Annotated in this window: 14 protein-coding genes; 4 read left to right on the top strand and 10 right to left on the bottom strand. The window is 64.7% G+C overall.

The window, feature by feature from the left end:
- The first annotated feature begins 71 nt into the window (after positions 1-71).
- From uvrB to OOT33_RS09585, 3 genes are all read left to right on the top strand, one after another.
- Complete coding sequence (gene uvrB / locus OOT33_RS09575; protein ID WP_307750350.1) at positions 72-2,246, top strand: excinuclease ABC subunit UvrB; 2,175 nt, start codon at positions 72-74, stop codon at positions 2,244-2,246.
- A gap of 88 nt (positions 2,247-2,334) precedes the next feature.
- Positions 2,335-2,592: a flagellar basal body rod C-terminal domain-containing protein gene (locus OOT33_RS09580; protein WP_307749807.1), complete on the top strand. Its 258-nt coding sequence runs from the start codon at positions 2,335-2,337 to the stop codon at positions 2,590-2,592.
- 54 nt (positions 2,593-2,646) lie between these two features.
- On the top strand, positions 2,647-3,207 hold the full coding sequence (locus OOT33_RS09585) for a hypothetical protein (protein WP_307749808.1): 561 nt from the start codon (positions 2,647-2,649) through the stop codon (positions 3,205-3,207).
- A 474-nt stretch (positions 3,208-3,681) separates the two neighbouring features.
- Here the strand turns inward: OOT33_RS09585 and OOT33_RS09590 are convergent, their stop codons facing one another.
- The 6 genes from OOT33_RS09590 to OOT33_RS09615 all read right to left on the bottom strand — a co-directional run bounded on the left by OOT33_RS09590 (position 3,682) and on the right by OOT33_RS09615 (position 9,095).
- Positions 3,682-3,882, bottom strand: a complete 201-nt coding sequence (locus tag OOT33_RS09590; RefSeq protein ID WP_307749809.1) for a hypothetical protein — start codon at positions 3,880-3,882, stop codon at positions 3,682-3,684.
- Positions 3,883-4,067: 185 nt separating this feature from the next.
- On the bottom strand, positions 4,068-4,739 hold the full coding sequence (locus OOT33_RS09595; protein WP_307749810.1) for a glutathione S-transferase N-terminal domain-containing protein: 672 nt from the start codon (positions 4,737-4,739) through the stop codon (positions 4,068-4,070).
- An 84-nt stretch (positions 4,740-4,823) separates the two neighbouring features.
- Positions 4,824-5,597 carry a TIGR02186 family protein gene (locus tag OOT33_RS09600; protein ID WP_373690542.1) on the bottom strand — a complete coding sequence of 258 codons (774 nt, stop codon included), beginning with the start codon at positions 5,595-5,597 and terminating at the stop codon, positions 4,824-4,826.
- Complete coding sequence (locus OOT33_RS09605) at positions 5,597-6,511, bottom strand: TSUP family transporter (RefSeq protein ID WP_307749811.1); 915 nt, start codon at positions 6,509-6,511, stop codon at positions 5,597-5,599. The genes OOT33_RS09600 and OOT33_RS09605 overlap by 1 nt, the downstream gene beginning before the upstream one ends.
- A gap of 54 nt (positions 6,512-6,565) precedes the next feature.
- Positions 6,566-7,690 carry a hypothetical protein gene (locus OOT33_RS09610; RefSeq protein WP_307749812.1) on the bottom strand — a complete coding sequence of 375 codons (1,125 nt, stop codon included), beginning with the start codon at positions 7,688-7,690 and terminating at the stop codon, positions 6,566-6,568.
- Positions 7,668-9,095 carry a glycosyl transferase family protein gene (locus tag OOT33_RS09615; protein WP_307749813.1) on the bottom strand — a complete coding sequence of 476 codons (1,428 nt, stop codon included), beginning with the start codon at positions 9,093-9,095 and terminating at the stop codon, positions 7,668-7,670. Before OOT33_RS09615 ends, OOT33_RS09610 begins: the two co-directional genes overlap by 23 nt.
- Before the next feature lie 127 nt (positions 9,096-9,222).
- Here OOT33_RS09615 and nhaA point away from each other — a divergent pair, with 127 nt between their 5' ends.
- Positions 9,223-10,461: a Na+/H+ antiporter NhaA gene (gene nhaA, locus OOT33_RS09620; RefSeq protein WP_307749814.1), complete on the top strand. Its 1,239-nt coding sequence runs from the start codon at positions 9,223-9,225 to the stop codon at positions 10,459-10,461.
- Between the two features lie 279 nt (positions 10,462-10,740).
- Here nhaA and OOT33_RS09625 read toward each other — a convergent pair whose 3' ends face one another.
- From OOT33_RS09625 to OOT33_RS09640, 4 genes are all read right to left on the bottom strand, one after another.
- The gene (locus tag OOT33_RS09625; RefSeq protein WP_307749815.1) at positions 10,741-12,018 is read right to left on the bottom strand and encodes a class I SAM-dependent methyltransferase; all 1,278 of its coding nucleotides are present in this window, start codon (positions 12,016-12,018) and stop codon (positions 10,741-10,743) included.
- A 106-nt stretch (positions 12,019-12,124) separates the two neighbouring features.
- A complete protein-coding gene (locus OOT33_RS09630; RefSeq protein ID WP_307749816.1) occupies positions 12,125-13,069 on the bottom strand; it encodes a metal-dependent hydrolase in 945 nt (314 codons plus the stop codon).
- Between the two features lie 45 nt (positions 13,070-13,114).
- The gene (locus tag OOT33_RS09635; RefSeq protein WP_307749817.1) at positions 13,115-13,468 is read right to left on the bottom strand and encodes an antibiotic biosynthesis monooxygenase; all 354 of its coding nucleotides are present in this window, start codon (positions 13,466-13,468) and stop codon (positions 13,115-13,117) included.
- Between the two features lies 1 nt (position 13,469).
- A complete protein-coding gene (locus tag OOT33_RS09640; RefSeq protein ID WP_307749818.1) occupies positions 13,470-14,549 on the bottom strand; it encodes a thiamine pyrophosphate-dependent enzyme in 1,080 nt (359 codons plus the stop codon).
- Positions 14,550-14,673: the final 124 nt, after the last annotated feature.

Here is a 14,673-nt window from a genome sequence, read left to right on the forward strand (position 1 = left end):
GCAAGGATAAGCTGGCGATAGACCATGTTCTGCCATTGCGTGCGCCTGCGTGCTCCACCATATTCGCGCCCATGAGCATCATGATCCGTACCAACCTTGAAGAACCCGAAACCGGCGTCACCTTCGTTCCGCACCGCCCGGCGCGGCCGGAAAAGGCGGAAGGTGGCAAGAGGTTCAGGATCGTATCGGACTATCAGCCCGCCGGTGACCAGCCCGCCGCGATCGAAGAGCTGGTGGAGGCCGCAAACGCGGGCGAGAAGGATCAGGTGCTGCTGGGCGTAACCGGTTCGGGCAAGACCTTCACCATGGCGAAGGTGATCGAGGCAGTGCAGCGGCCTGCCCTTGTCCTCGCGCCCAACAAGATCCTCGCCGCGCAGCTTTACGGCGAGTTCAAAAGCTTCTTTCCGGACAACGCGGTCGAATATTTCGTCTCCTACTACGACTATTACCAGCCCGAAGCCTATGTGCCCCGCTCCGACACCTATATCGAGAAGGAGTCGAGCGTAAACGAGGCGATCGACCGCATGCGCCACTCGGCCACGCGCGCGTTGCTGGAGCGGGACGATGTGCTGATCGTCGCCTCCGTCTCCTGCCTCTATGGCATCGGTTCGGTCGAAACCTATGCTGCGATGACCTGCTCCTTGAAGAAAGGGCAGGTTGAGGACCAGCGCGAGATCATCCGCAAGCTGGTGGCCATGCAATACAAACGCAACGATGCCGCTTTCGTGCGCGGCACCTTCCGGGTGCGCGGAGACAATCTCGAGATTTACCCCAGCCATTATGAGGACAATGCCTGGCGCGTTTCCTTCTTTGGCGACGAAATCGAGGAGATCAGCGAGTTCGATCCCCTGACCGGCAAGACCTCCGCCAAGCTCGATTATGTGACCGTCTATCCCAACAGCCACCACGTGACCCCCGGCCCGACGCTGAAGCAGGCGATGGAGGCGATCCGCCTTGAGCTGGCCGAGCGGCTGAAGGAACTGAATGCCCAGAACAAGCTGCTGGAGGCTCAGCGGCTGGAGCAGCGCACCAACTTCGATCTGGAGATGATCGCCGCCACGGGGAGTTGCGCGGGGATCGAGAATTATTCCCGCTTCCTCACCGGCCGGATGCCGGGCGAGCCGCCACCGACATTGTTCGAATATCTGCCCGAAAACGCGATCCTATTCGTCGACGAGAGCCACCAGACGATCCCACAGCTCGGCGCGATGGCGCGCGGCGACCACAAGCGCAAGGCGACGCTGGCGGAATATGGCTTTCGCCTGCCGAGCTGCATCGACAACCGCCCATTGAGATTTAACGAGTGGGACGCGATGCGCCCGCAGACCGTCTCCGTCTCGGCAACGCCCGGCAACTGGGAGCTGGAACGCACCGGTGGCGTCTTTGCCGAGCAGGTGATTCGCCCGACCGGCCTCATCGACCCGCCGGTGGAGATCCGCCCGGTCGAGGATCAGGTGCAGGACATGATCCACGAGGCGAAGCTGACGGCGGCGAAGGGCTATCGCACGCTCATCACCACGCTGACCAAGCGGATGGCCGAGGATTTGACCGAGTTCATGCACGAGGCTGGCGTGAAGGTGCGCTATATGCACTCCGATGTGGAGACGCTGGAGCGTATAGAGCTGGTCCGCGATCTGCGGCTCGGCGTCTATGACGTGCTGGTCGGCATCAACCTGCTGCGCGAGGGGCTGGACATTCCCGAATGCGGGCTGGTAGGCATATTGGATGCGGACAAGGAGGGCTTCCTACGCTCCGAAACCTCGCTGATCCAGACCATCGGCCGCGCCGCGCGCAATGTCGACGGGCGGGTCATCCTCTATGCCGACCGGATCACCGGCAGCATGGAGCGCGCGCTCGCGGAAACCGGGCGCCGTCGCGAAAAGCAGCAGGCCTATAATCTCGCCAACGGCATCACGCCCACCACCATCAAGCGCAACATCAGCGATATCGTGGGCGATGTCGCGAGCCGGGATGGCGTCGTCGTCGAGATTGACGAGGACACGCCCCACCTCGTCGGCCACAATCTGCGCAGCCATATCGAGGACCTCGAAAAGAAAATGCGCGCCGCCGCTGCCGATCTGGAATTCGAGGAAGCCGCCCGCCTGCGCGACGAGATCAAGCAGCTTGAATCCTCGGAACTCGGCCTGCCGCCCTCGCAGCAGCGCACCACCCCCCGAGGCCGCGCGACCGAAGGCAAGCCGGGCACGCGGAAGCTGAGATACGGCAAGACGCAGCGGAAGTTTTGATACTTGATCCCTCGCTAACCATTTCCTGCCACCCGTGCTTAATCCGCGCCGTGGCATGGGGTGCAATCGGCGTGGAGGATTTTTCAGCATGCAGGCGATCGGCATTTCGCTGTCGGGCATTCAGTCCAGTCTCGCACGGTTCGACGCCTCGGCGGCGCGTGTCGCCAATGCGAGCGTCAATCCGTCTGCGCCCGACCCTGCGCTATCGAATTCGCCGAGGCAGAATGTCGACATCGCCAGCGAGATGATCGAGCAGCTCACCGCCAAGCTCACCTATGATGCCAATCTTTCGGTGTTGAAGAGCGCTGACGAAATGCAGCAGAGCCTCATCCGCCGCTGGGCATGACCGGATTGCGGCGCGGGCCTTGAGCTGGCGCCGGGGCATAGCCATAAGGGCGGAATGATTTTTCGTTCACTGCTCCGCAAGGCCGCCACTGTTACCGGCGCTCTCCTCCTCGCCTCCTGTGGCGTCACGCCGATACCGAGGCCCGCGCCCCCGCCGCCTCCAGCCGCTCCGCCGCCAGCCCCGGCCCCTGTGCCGCTGGCGATCGATTGGCGCGACTGGCCTATCGCGGCGGGAGACTGGAGTTATCGCGCGGCCGATGGCGGCTCGCTGGCAAGCTTCGGTGTGGCGGGACAACCGGCCCAGCTCATGGTCCGGTGCGAGGCGGCCAGCCGCCGCATATCTCTCTCGCGCGCCACGGCAAACGGGCAGGGGCAGATCGCGGGGCAGATGATGATCCGCACCACGGCGGGTGATGTGCAGTGGCCGGTGATGCCGGGCAGCGCGCCGGGCGGAGCCGCGAGCTATGCGGTCGCAACGCGTGCGGCTGTTGACAGCGGTTTCGACCGGATGATTTTCAGCCGTGGCCGTTTCGCCGTGGAGGTGCCTGGCGCAGCGCCGATCGCCATACCCGCCTGGGCTGAGGTGGCCCGCGTCGTTGAGGATTGCCGGGGATGAAGGCTTGGCCCAGCCACGGGCGGCGGGCGAAGCGCGTAGTATGATTCGAAAAAAGATAAAAACAAGCCTTGATCGCGCCCCCGACATGACTCACATTGGTTGCGTGGCCGGTTGTTCTCGCAAGCCTCTGGTCTGAAAGAACCCCGGTTACGCAGGCTTCAACAGCGCGAAAGGAGGTGATCCGATGTCTCATGGTTCAGCAAGAGGGTCGGACAAGTCCGTTCGGGGGATGCGCAGCTAGGCGGCTTATATAGCGCCGCCGCCCGTCTCTCCTTCCTGTTCGCGCGGATGACATGAGCGCAATGTGGAAGCCGAGCGGGACAGCGCGGTCATCATTTCTCGAACCGGTCAGCTTCTCCGGCCGCTGACCATGTCATGACGGGCCGTCAGTGCTTCGATGCGCTGGCGGCCCCTCTCATTTTTGGTGGAATGTTATCCGAAACGCAACAAAGCTGCCTGTTTCGAAACTATCATTCAGCACTTGCGGCGCTCAGGCCCGACATAGTTCGTCTCTGATCCCGCCACCCGGCGATCATGCGCCAGCAGCACCTGCCCCAGCCAGCGGGTGCGGACATTCTCCGCGTCGGCCACCGCCTGCAGCGAACCCAGTTCGTCGTAAAGCCGCTTCAGTCGCGCGGCTTCTTCGTGGCTGATCGTCGGCTTCCAGAAGCTCATCCCACAACTCCGCCCGTTGGAAAACGCGCGAAAGATGCGGCATCGCGGTTAAGAAGCGGTAAACGCGCTCGCGGGGCGCGCTGCGTTAAATCCGGATCAGCAAGCGCGCTCTACGTTTTTGTTTTGTCGCATCGTGTGGCGCAAAACCGGTTCCCACTTTTGCGCACGATGCTCCAGGCCGCCTGTCAGAAGTCGGGCTTGTCGTAATAGGGTGGCGGCACGATCGCCTCCATCCGCTCGGACAGCAGCGGCCGGAACGAGGGGCGGGACTTGAAGCCCGCATACCAGCGCTTCACCGGCTCGTGCCCGGCCCAGTCGATCCCGCCCAGATAATCCGCGACCGAAATATGCGCGGCGGCGGCGATGTCGGCGAGGCTCATCGTCCCGCCCGCGAGCCAGCTGCGGTGATCGAGCAGATAGTCCATATAATCCATATGGGTATTGGCGTTGCGCATCGCCTCGCGCAGGCGGCCGGCCTCGGGCGGGGCGCGGTGGACGATCCGCTTCTTCATCCGCTCCTCCAGCAGGGGCGAGACGACATCGCGATAGAAAATCTGGTCTATCCAGGCCGTTAGCCGCCTTATTTCCGCGCGGCCCGTGGCGCTGCCGCTGATCAGCGGCATTTTCTCGACCGTCTCCTCAAAATATTCGCAGATCGCCTGGCTATCGATCAGCACGGCGGCTTTCTCGTCGTCTACCATCACCGGCGTAGTGCCCGCCGGATTGAGGTCCAGAAACGCGTCCTGCCCCTCCCATGGCAGCTCGCGCACGAGATCATAGGCCACGCCCTTTTCAGCGAGCTGAAGCCGGACCTTGCGGGAAAAGGGGCAGAGCGGGAACTGATAAAGACGCCACATGCGGCCCTATCTAGCGCATGCTTGCGCCCGCGCCAGCGGTAAATTCGGATTCGCATGAGCGCACTCGCCAAATCGCGGCCGCATTTACACCCGACGGCCGATCCACCCCGCGGCGATACCCATCAGCACTGCGATCGCGGTCGCCGCCAGACCATAAAGCAGCGACCAGTCCTCCGCCGCGCTGGCGACGAACCGCTCCAGCCCGGACTTGCGCACCTCAATGTCGCGCACGGCGGCGGCAACGACGCGGCCGTCCTGAATGAGGAAGGTTTCGGCGGTGTAATCGCCCACCACCGCGCGGGCAGAGAGTGGCAGATGCGCGCGATAAAGCACGCCGTCGGTGATCTCGACCGTTCCCGGCGCCTGCACGAACAGGCCCTTGCGCGCCTGCAGCTCTTCAAGCCCGCGCTCGAACCGGCTGATTTCCGCCGTATCCCGGAACGCCGTGGGCGATAGCTGAATGTTCTCGATGCCCAGCTCATATATGGCGGCGGTGCGTGCGTCGGTGATGGCCTTGATGGGGCGCGAGCTGGCGATAGCGTAAAAGGTTGGGGCAGACTGGAACTGCATGCTGTCCGCGTTCACCCATATGCCCGCGATCTTCTGTTTCTCGCGCATGCGGATCTGCTGCTCCGGCCCTTTCAGCAGCACGACGATGTCGGCCTTCTTGTCCGGCGGGCGGCCCCCGGGATAGACGATCGCGCCGAACAGCAACAGCTCCGCGCCCTTGAAGCTGTACCGGATGTCCACCTGCCGCTGGGAGACATCGGGAACGAGGACAGGCGCATCCGCTCCGCCCAGCGTGAGGGCGAGGGCTGGCAGCATCAAAAGGCGGGCAAGACGGGCGTGCAACCGCATCAGCCCGCCTCGATCGTGTAGATTTCATCCGGCCGCCAGCCGAGGCCCAGCGCCATGCGGATCGCCACCACCAGCACGATGAACGCCAGCGCGATGCGCAGATATTCAGGGCGCACCCTGCGCGAGATGCGCGTGCCCAGCTGCGCGCCGGTGACGCTGCCCACCAGCAGCAAAATGGCCAGCACGAGGTCGACCGCCTTGGTCGTCAGGCTGTGAACCAGCGTGCTCGCCATCGTCACGAACAAAATCTGGAACAGCGAGGTGCCCACCACCACCTGCGTCTGCATGCCGAGCAGATAGATCATGGCCGGAACCATGACGAAGCCGCCGCCCACGCCCAGCAGCATCGTCAAGATGCCGGTGGCCATGCCGAGCAGCAGCGGCGCGAAAGGCGAGATATAGAGACCGGATTTGTAGAAACGCCAGCGCATGGGCAGGGCGGTGACGATTGGGTGGTGCCTGCGCTTTACCGGCGGCGGCGGCAGTCCCCGCCTGCGCCTCACCAGCACCTGGATCGATTCCCACGCCATCAGCCCGCCGATCGAGCCGAGCAGCACCACATAGAGCAGGGCGATCACCGTGTCGGTTTGGCCGATCGCCTCCAGAGCGGAGAATATTCCCGCGCCGACCACCGCGCCGACCACACCGCCGGCCACCAGCACGGCGCCCATGCGCAGATCGACCGTGCCGCGTGAAATATGGGTGAACACGCCCGATACGCTTGCGCCCGTCACCTGTGTCGCGGCGGATGCGGCGGCGACCGTCGGCGGGATGCCGTAAAAGATCAGCAGCGGGGTGGTCAAAAAGCCTCCCCCCACACCGAACATGCCCGAAAGCAGGCCCACCACCCCGCCCAGCCCGATGATCACCAGCATGTTGACCGGCAGATTGGCTATGGGGAGGTAAAGGTCCATAGCCCATTCTTTACCGCAATTGCTGCAGCGTGAAACCCGTTTGGAACCGAGGCGTCAAAAATCGCTGGCCAGGGTGACGGAGAGGCCAGAGCCGGGGCGGGCATTCCCGGCTACCCGCTGCCGCCATTCGACGACCAGCCGGGGGTCAATCCCGCCCAGCCGCAACCGCGCCTCGACCACAGGGCCGATGTCGAGCCGGGCGACATAGGGCTGCGCGCCGCCCGAGACGCTGAATCCTGCGCGCACGCGCTGGCTCCGGTCGAGCGGAGCGGTCAGCGCTATGCGGCCATCGGCGAACGTGTCGCGGCGAGAAAGGCCCACCACGCCAGCCTGCGCATAGCCCTCCGCCGCTATCGGCCCCACGACCGGCGTAGGGTTAAGGCCGCCTGCCAGCACCAGCGCAAAGGCGTTGCGCGCGCTGTGTTCCAGCGCGATCCGCCGTTCGACCCCGATGCTCAGCGGCGTTCGCCCGGACAAGGCGCGTATCGCCACACCCACAGCAGCCTCGCTCTGATGCGGCGTGTCGAGTGCGGCCGATATCCTGCCATAGCCAAGCACAGGCAACGCTCGGGTGCCAAGCTTCAGAGTTCCGATGGCTCGGTCAGCCCGTGCGCCCGCCTGCGATGCGCCGAGCTGGCCGAAGCTGTTGAGCGTGGCGCCGCCGCCCCTTTCGCGCCAGAACAGCCAGGCGCCGGCGCTCCACCTGCGCTCACCCTTCGCCGGGGCACGCAGCGGCAACGGTGATGGCCGGGGGGCGGGATCGGACGCCGCGACCCGAGGCGATATGGAGGTGGCCGCATCGGCGTGCTCCGGCATAGGTTCCTCGTTTGACGCGTCTTTGTGTGCGATGCGGATTACAGGCGCGTGGTCGATCCGGGTCGCCCAGACGCTGCGCTGCCGTGAGACAGGAGCGCGGTCTATGCGCGCGGCCCAGACGGACTTGGGCGTCTGGTTTTGCGTGCTCTCCCCCCGCTGCGCCGCTTCGGCCGATGCTTCGCGCGCTTGGTATGGTGTCGAGGTCGGGCGCATGCCCTCGCCTTCGCTTCCCCGCCACCCTATCAGCGACCACGCTACGGCAATGCGCCCACAAGTCCACAGCAGCAATACCGCCGCCAGAAATCTGAGCGGCACGCCTCTTGATCCGTTGGAGTGGCGGTCAGGCCCGGGTGCCGTGGGCATCGAGGTCCCCCTCCAGCGGAAAGCGATGGTGCGTCTTGTGCCAGATCACCGCCCCGCCGCGCAGCTGCCGCACATAATCCGCCATTGCCCGCCGCGCGGCCAGCATCGCGATGACATTGCAGACGATGACGCGCGGGACAGCGCACAGCCCCTCCCGCCATCCATAGGCCCGCCCTGTCCAATAGGCGCGGAACGCCAGCCGCCACAGCATGAGCGCGGCGGTGATCTTGAGCGCGACCCCCAACCATCCCTCGTGGCGCGGCGGCATTGCTACGCCCGCAAGCGTCAGCAGCAGGGAAAGGCCGTAGCCTATCGTGGCGCAATAAGCGGCGAACAGCACCAGCGCGGACAGACTCGTACGCCGGTCATGCAGCCGCATCCACCGCTCGCGCCAATGTCCGCGCCAGCCGAGCCTGTCCCACCCGGCCAGCGATATGCCCGTGAGCCAGCGCGCCTTCTGCTTGACCGCAGCCTCGATCGTCTCGGGAAAATGCTCCTGCGTGCAGATCAGGTCCCCAAGCCCATCCTTCATAGTCACGAACGCCGTGCGGCCCTTGCGTTCGGCGATGCGCAGGCCGATCTCATAATCCTCGGTCAGCGATCCCGCGTCGAACGGCCGGTCGCCGCGTTCATCGGCTATCGCGCCGATCACGACGCGCGCAAAGGCGCAGCCTACACCGGCAGACGGCACCGCCGCCCCGATCGCCTCGCGCAGCACCAGATGCTTGCCATGGGCTTCGGCGAACTCATCGGCGTAATGGCCGGCGATCCAGCGAGACCGGCGCGAAAGCAGCGGCATGACGGGCAGCTGCACCATATCGAAGCGGTCTATCATCGTATCGAACAGGCGGATCTCGTCGGCGTGGACGACATCCTCTGCGTCGTGCAGCACCACCGCCTTGTAACTTCTCCCGCGCGCCACCTCGTCCGCCCGCATCGCCGCCCAGATGTGGTTGAGGCAATCCGCCTTGGTGGTGCGCCCGTCATGCGGCAATATGACGAGCCGCACCCGCGCATCCTCCTGCGCGACGGCGGCGACTGTGCCGACGGTGGCTGGATCATTGGGATAGGTGCCGACGAAAATGGCGTAATCGGCCTCGCCCCAGCGCGACAGGCAGGTTCGGAGCATCGCGCCGATCACGTCCGCCTCGTTCCAGGCGGGCACGAATATGGCGATCGGGCCCGGCCGGGCCGAAGCGGGCAGGCTCGCCGCCGTCATCCGTGCATGCCGGGAATAGATGAACGTACGACGCCACAGGGCGCGGCCCAGAAAAGCGATGTCGAAAATAAAGTCTTCCAGCCCGCCGATCAACAGACCGGCAAGTGCAAACAAGAGCAGTTCATACTGTAGTGCGGCAACGAAGGCGGCCGCGCTTTCCAACATTTCCAAGATGCCCCCCGGCATGGAATATGGTCTAACAGGTGCGCCCGCCGAATCGTTTTGTTTTTACTTATAGATGGGCCGCACATGCGCCAACTGGGTTAACCTTTGCGCGTTTGACCCTGATGGTACGGGGCGGTAGGACTGTGGCATGATCGGCACTTCGGCCCCGCGCTCCGCCCTGCGCGCCTTCCTCGCGGGCGAGGCTTCGGGTGGGCTGCTCCTCATAGGGGCGGCTGCGGTTGCACTGCTTCTCGTCAACAGCAGCGACATCGGTGCGCAGCTCTATCACGACGTTATACACTTGCCCGTGGGGCCAACGAGCCTGCTGCACCTCGTCAATGACGGCCTGATGGCGCTGTTCTTTCTCGCGGTGGGGCTGGAGATCAAGCGCGAATGGCTGGACGGGCGGCTAGCAGGCTGGAACCGCCGCCTGCTGCCCGCCATAGCAGCGGCGGGCGGAATGGCCGTACCCGCTCTCGTCTACCTCGCGGTTGCGGGTGGCGAGCCAGGGCTGGCGCGCGGTTGGGCCATACCGGCGGCGACGGACATCGCGTTTGCGCTGGGCGTGCTGGCGCTGCTGGGCAAACGCGCGCCGACGTCGCTCAAGTTGCTGCTCACCACCATCGCCATCGTCGATGACATTGGTGCGGTGATGATCATCGCCTTCTTCTATACCGGCGCGTTGCAGGCTGTCGCGCTGGCCTGTGCGGCCGCTATCTTCGCCTTCATGATGCTGCTGAGCCGCCGCGGCGTGAAGGCTCTGCCGGTCTATCTGGCGCTGAGCTTCGCACTGTGGGTGGCGGTGTTGCTGTCCGGCGTGCATGCGACGATTGCAGGCGTGCTCGCGGCGATGACCATCCCGATCCGCATGACGCCGGGCACGCCCGATGCCGCTGACAGCCCGCTGCACCGGCTGGAACATGCGCTGCACCCGTGGAGCGCCTATTTCATCGTACCCGTCTTCGGCTTTGCCAACGCCGGGGTCGATCTGCGCGGGGCTGGGCTGGAGGCGCTGATCGCTCCCTTGCCGCTGGCGATCGCCGCCGGGCTGGTCCTCGGCAAGCAGGCGGGTATTTTCGGCAGCATCTGGCTGTGCGTGCGCTCTGGCCTCACGCCAATGCCGCGCGGCGCGACATGGACGCAGATTTACGGACTATCGCTGCTCTGCGGCATCGGCTTCACCATGAGCCTGTTCATAGGCGCGCTGGCCTTCCCGGCCTCGCCTTTGCTGATCGAGCAGGCGAAGCTCGGCATCCTCTCCGGCTCGCTGGTCTCTGCGCTGGCCGGCTATGCCCTGTTGCGCCTTGCGCCCCAGCATCCCGATCACGCGGAAATCGAAGCCGCGCTGGATCGGGAGATCGCGGCGGACGGCGACGTTTCGGCGTAAACAGTCGGCGTTAGGCGCGCGGCGTTAAATCTGACGCAAGACGCGCGCTCTATCTTTTTGTTGTCGCATCGCCTTTGCCAAAAACCGGTTCCCACCCTTCGACAAGCTTAGGACAGGCCTTTTTGGCGCGATGATCTAGGGGCCGTGGGGATTCAGTTCAGATGGAGCCGAAAAGGGGGATTTTCGAGCATCGGAGCGCAGCGTACTTAAAGGTACGTGAGCACCGAAGCGCAGAAAATAGCGCTTTGCAGGCCTATATGGACTGAATCCCCACAGCTCCTAGGCGCGCGGCTTCACCAGCGTCACCTGCGCCACGTCGATCCCGCCGCCCATAAAGCCGCCCTCGCAATACATCAGATAATAGCGCCAGAGCTTGACGAACTTCTCGTCAAAGGCACGCGGCAGGCGGCCTTCGTCCACAGCCGCATCGAACCGCGCGCGCCACAGGCGCAGCGTGGTGGCATAATGCTGGCCGAAGCTGCGCTGGTCGCGCCATTCCAGCCCGGCCTCTTCTACCAGCGCGCGCAGCCGGCTCTCGGAAATCAGCATGCCGCCGGGAAAGATATAGGTCTGGATGAAGTCCGCGCTGTGGGCATAGCGGTCAAACAGCGCGTCGTCGATGCTGATATACTGCACCACCGCCCGGCCGCCGCTCTTCAGCAGTCCGTGAATTGCGGAGACATAGTCGGGCCAATAGCGCTGCCCCACCGCCTCGACCATCTCGATGCTGGCGATGGCGTCATACTGGCCGCGCATGTCGCGATAGTCGCGCAGATAGATCGCCGCGCGGTGCCGGGGCAGGCGGGTGCGCGCCCATGCTGCCTGCTCGTGCGACAGGGTGATGCCGTCATAGTCAATATCCGCGCGGTCGAGCGCCCGTTCGGCCAGCGCGCCCCAGCCGCAGCCAATCTCCAGCAGGCGCTGCCCGCCCTTGAGGCCAAGCCGGTCCAATATGGCGTCGTTCTTCGCGTTTTGCGCGGCGGCCAGTCCCTCATCCGGGTGCTCCGGGTCGTCGAACAGGGCGGAGGAATAGTTCATCGCCGCATCGAGCCAGACGCGATAGAAATCGTTGCCGAGGTCGTAATGCGCGGCGATATTGCGGCGTGCGCCGGTGCGGCTGTTGCGCCGCAGCCAGTGAACCGCGCGCATCGTCCAGCGCAGCGGCCCGTGCGATCGGGCGACGCCGCCAAGACTCCTGCCATTGGCCATAAACAGCGCAAACAGGCGCTCCGGTGCGGGGCTGGACCACTCGCCCAGCTCCCACGCGCGATACCAGCCGACCGAGCCGCCGCTCACCAGCCGCGCGAGCGCGCGCCAGTCGCGCAGGCGCACTTCGCACACCCAGCCACCCTCTCGCCCCCCGAGCACGCGGAACGTGCCATCCGGCAGCCACGCCTCAAGCCGCCCGCTTTCCAGTCGCGCGTCGATCCGGTCGAGCAGCCTGTGGCCCAGCCGCGCCAACACCGCGCCGGTCAGCGGCAGGGGAAAAGGCGGTCGAAAGCGGCGCCTTTCCGCTTTCGTCAGATGCTGTCCTCTCCTGGGGTTTATCGCGTTCATGAGTCGCAACTCTGCACCATAGCCCGGCGCAGGGCAATCAGGGTGTATAGGATAGCCTCGCCAGGATGCGCCATAGTGATACAGCGGTGAGATAGAGCGCGGACAGCTATGACGGCGGCACGGCGACCCGGAAACTGCCGCGCGCGAAATTCCCCCGAAACCGCTGATCCTCGAGAATGAGGGTACCATCCTTCTCGAAATGCGCGAGTGGCATGCGCGACCAGAAGAGAAATGCCGTGGCATCCTTGCTTCGTTGTACTTGGGCGAGCACGCGCGCTTGCCCCATTCCGGTGGTGCCCGCTATTGGCAGGTATTCTGGCACTTGGTCATCCAGCAGCGAGAAACCATAGTTTCCATATCCTCCGTTGTCAGACCGCCACAATATCTCGCGCTTCCAGAATTCGGCCGGCACGGGGTTCGCCACCACCATTTCTGGTTCCAACCCGTGATCGTGAAGATATTGGTGCCCGCGCCGCTCCGCCATGCCGGTGATCGTACCGTTGGCGAAGATATAGGCGCAGGCGGCAGTGAGGATGATCTGCCCACGCGCACGCCACCGTTCGCTGCCGCTCTTTTCGGCGCGGCGTGACCAGATGAAACCACCGATCAGCACCACCCACATCACCAGATCGATGATGAACAAGGTGTCGCCATAAAACCAGCGTGACGAGAATGGCTCGAGCAGGCGGATGCCATAACTGTTGAGCCAGTCCAGCCCGAGATGGCTGAGCATGCCGATGACGCTCAGCGCCAGCAGCCACAGCGCGTTAAGCGGTGCGCGGGCGGCAGGGCGGGTGCCGCGCCGCTGCTGCCAGCGGTCGAACAGGATCAGGCCGCCTGTCAGCGCGAGCGGCAATACCAGCAGTGCCAGCGGCCCATGCGTCAGTCCGCGCCGCAGCGCCAGCGACGGTGTGCCGAGGAGTGTACAGCTTGCGTCAATGTCGGGAATGTTGGCGCCGATAACCAGCGCCGCCATGCCGAGACCGGATGTGCGTTTCAGCCCGGTCTGGCCGAGTACCGCGCCGACCATCGAATGCGTCAGATTGTCCATGCGCCTCGTGGTGGCGGCTGGGGCGGGAAAGCGCAAGGACGCATGTTAAAGAGGCTGCGCACCCTCGCGCACGAAGTCATAGTCGCGCTCGACCTTGGCGATGCGTACGCGATAGGCGTCATACCAGCTCTGCCGCCCCTCCGCCTGCGCGGCGCTGTGATCGGCCTGCGCCTTCCACGCCTTGATCGATGCAAGGTCGCGCCAGTAGGAGACGGTGATGCCGACTGCTTCGCGTGCGCTTTCGACGCCGAGAAAGCCGTCCATGCCTTCCGCCAGCGCGATCATGCGCGCGGCGGCATCGGCATAACCGGCATCGTCCGTCTTTGAGCGGACGGAGGTGAAGATCACGGCGTAGTAAGGCGGCTCGGCGGTGACGCGATGGCCCCCGCCTGCCGACACCTTACAGCTCGTGGCCGACGTTGGCGCTGCCCGCGTCCGCTGCCTCGGTTTCCGGGCCGACGACCCAGGTCTGGCCGAGCGAGAGCAGCCTTTGCAGATCGGGCTGCTTGCCTTCCGATGCCTTGCGGTTCTGCGCGATCACGCCTTCCTCAAAGCTCGGCGCGGGGTCGTCATAGAGCACGCCCAGCGCCATCGGGAACGCACCGAACGGCATTTCCACCAGCATGTGCGCGACCGAGCGATTCTTGACGTCATGCACGATCACGCCCGCAGCCTGCCAATCGCCATCAACGACATCGATCACCTTGAGACGCAGGTTTTCGCGGTCGAGCGCGATGCCCTTGACGCCGCCGGTCTTCTCCGATCCGAACAGCATCGGCTCGCCGTCCTTCAGCCAGAGCTGCCGGTCCTCCGCGCCCTTGGGGGCGGCGAAATCCTCGAACACGTCCTTGTTATAGACGATGCAGTTCTGGAAAATCTCGACGAACGCGGCACCTTTATGGGCATAGGCGGCCTTCAGCACATCGGGCAGGTTCTTCGATACATCGAACCCGCGCGCCACGAAGCGCGCACCCGCGCCCAACGCGAAGGCGGCAGGCTTGGCTGGGTGGTCGACCGAGCCATAGGGCGTCGAGGGAGAGCGCGTGCCCTCGCGGCTGGTGGGTGAATATTGCCCCTTGGTGAGGCCATAGATCTCGTTGTTGAACAGCAGGATCTGGCAATTCAGGTTACGGCGCAGCACATGCATCGTGTGGTTTCCGCCGATGGACAGCGCATCGCCATCGCCGGTGATGATCCACACGTCCAGCTCCGGGTTGGCGAGCTTCACGCCGGTCGCCACCGCCGGCGCACGGCCGTGGATGGTGTGAAAGCCATAGCTCTCGACATAATAGGGGAAGCGCGAGGAGCAGCCGATGCCCGAAACGAACACGGTATTCTCCGGCCGCGCGCCGATCTCGGGCAGCGTGCGCTGCACCGCTTTCAGGATCGCATAGTCGCCGCAGCCGGGGCACCAGCGCACCTCCTGATCGGTCTCCCAATCCTTGGGCGTCATCTTCTGCACGGGGGTCATGTCGTTCATCGTCTTCTTCCTCTCATCCTCTCCCGCTGGCGGGAGAGGCAACGAGACTTGGCAGCGTGCTGCCTAGTCGCAGTGGTGAGGGTATGTCGCCATTTGCCCTCACCCTCCCACCGCAGCGCGGTGG

Origin of the sequence: Sphingobium sp. DEHP117, assembly GCF_030867385.1 — a bacterium.
In the GTDB taxonomy this organism is placed as follows: domain Bacteria; phylum Pseudomonadota; class Alphaproteobacteria; order Sphingomonadales; family Sphingomonadaceae; genus Sphingobium.

Bases quoted from the DNA above. Each gene is read 5' to 3' on its own strand.
- OOT33_RS09605 (WP_307749811.1), bottom strand. From the start codon at position 6,511: ATGGACCTTTACCTCCCCATAGCCAATCTGCCGGTCAACATGCTGGTG.
- OOT33_RS09610 (WP_307749812.1), bottom strand. From the start codon at position 7,690: ATGCCCACGGCACCCGGGCCTGACCGCCACTCCAACGGATCAAGAGGC.
- OOT33_RS09585 (WP_307749808.1), top strand. From the start codon at position 2,647: ATGATTTTTCGTTCACTGCTCCGCAAGGCCGCCACTGTTACCGGCGCT.
- nhaA (WP_307749814.1), top strand. From the start codon at position 9,223: ATGATCGGCACTTCGGCCCCGCGCTCCGCCCTGCGCGCCTTCCTCGCG.
- OOT33_RS09595 (WP_307749810.1), bottom strand. From the start codon at position 4,739: ATGTGGCGTCTTTATCAGTTCCCGCTCTGCCCCTTTTCCCGCAAGGTC.
- OOT33_RS09580 (WP_307749807.1), top strand. From the start codon at position 2,335: ATGCAGGCGATCGGCATTTCGCTGTCGGGCATTCAGTCCAGTCTCGCA.
- OOT33_RS09640 (WP_307749818.1), bottom strand. From the start codon at position 14,549: ATGAACGACATGACCCCCGTGCAGAAGATGACGCCCAAGGATTGGGAG.
- OOT33_RS09590 (WP_307749809.1), bottom strand. From the start codon at position 3,882: ATGAGCTTCTGGAAGCCGACGATCAGCCACGAAGAAGCCGCGCGACTG.
- OOT33_RS09625 (WP_307749815.1), bottom strand. From the start codon at position 12,018: ATGAACGCGATAAACCCCAGGAGAGGACAGCATCTGACGAAAGCGGAA.
- OOT33_RS09630 (WP_307749816.1), bottom strand. From the start codon at position 13,069: ATGGACAATCTGACGCATTCGATGGTCGGCGCGGTACTCGGCCAGACC.
- uvrB (WP_307750350.1), top strand. From the start codon at position 72: ATGAGCATCATGATCCGTACCAACCTTGAAGAACCCGAAACCGGCGTC.
- OOT33_RS09600 (WP_373690542.1), bottom strand. From the start codon at position 5,597: ATGCGGTTGCACGCCCGTCTTGCCCGCCTTTTGATGCTGCCAGCCCTC.
- OOT33_RS09615 (WP_307749813.1), bottom strand. From the start codon at position 9,095: ATGCCGGGGGGCATCTTGGAAATGTTGGAAAGCGCGGCCGCCTTCGTT.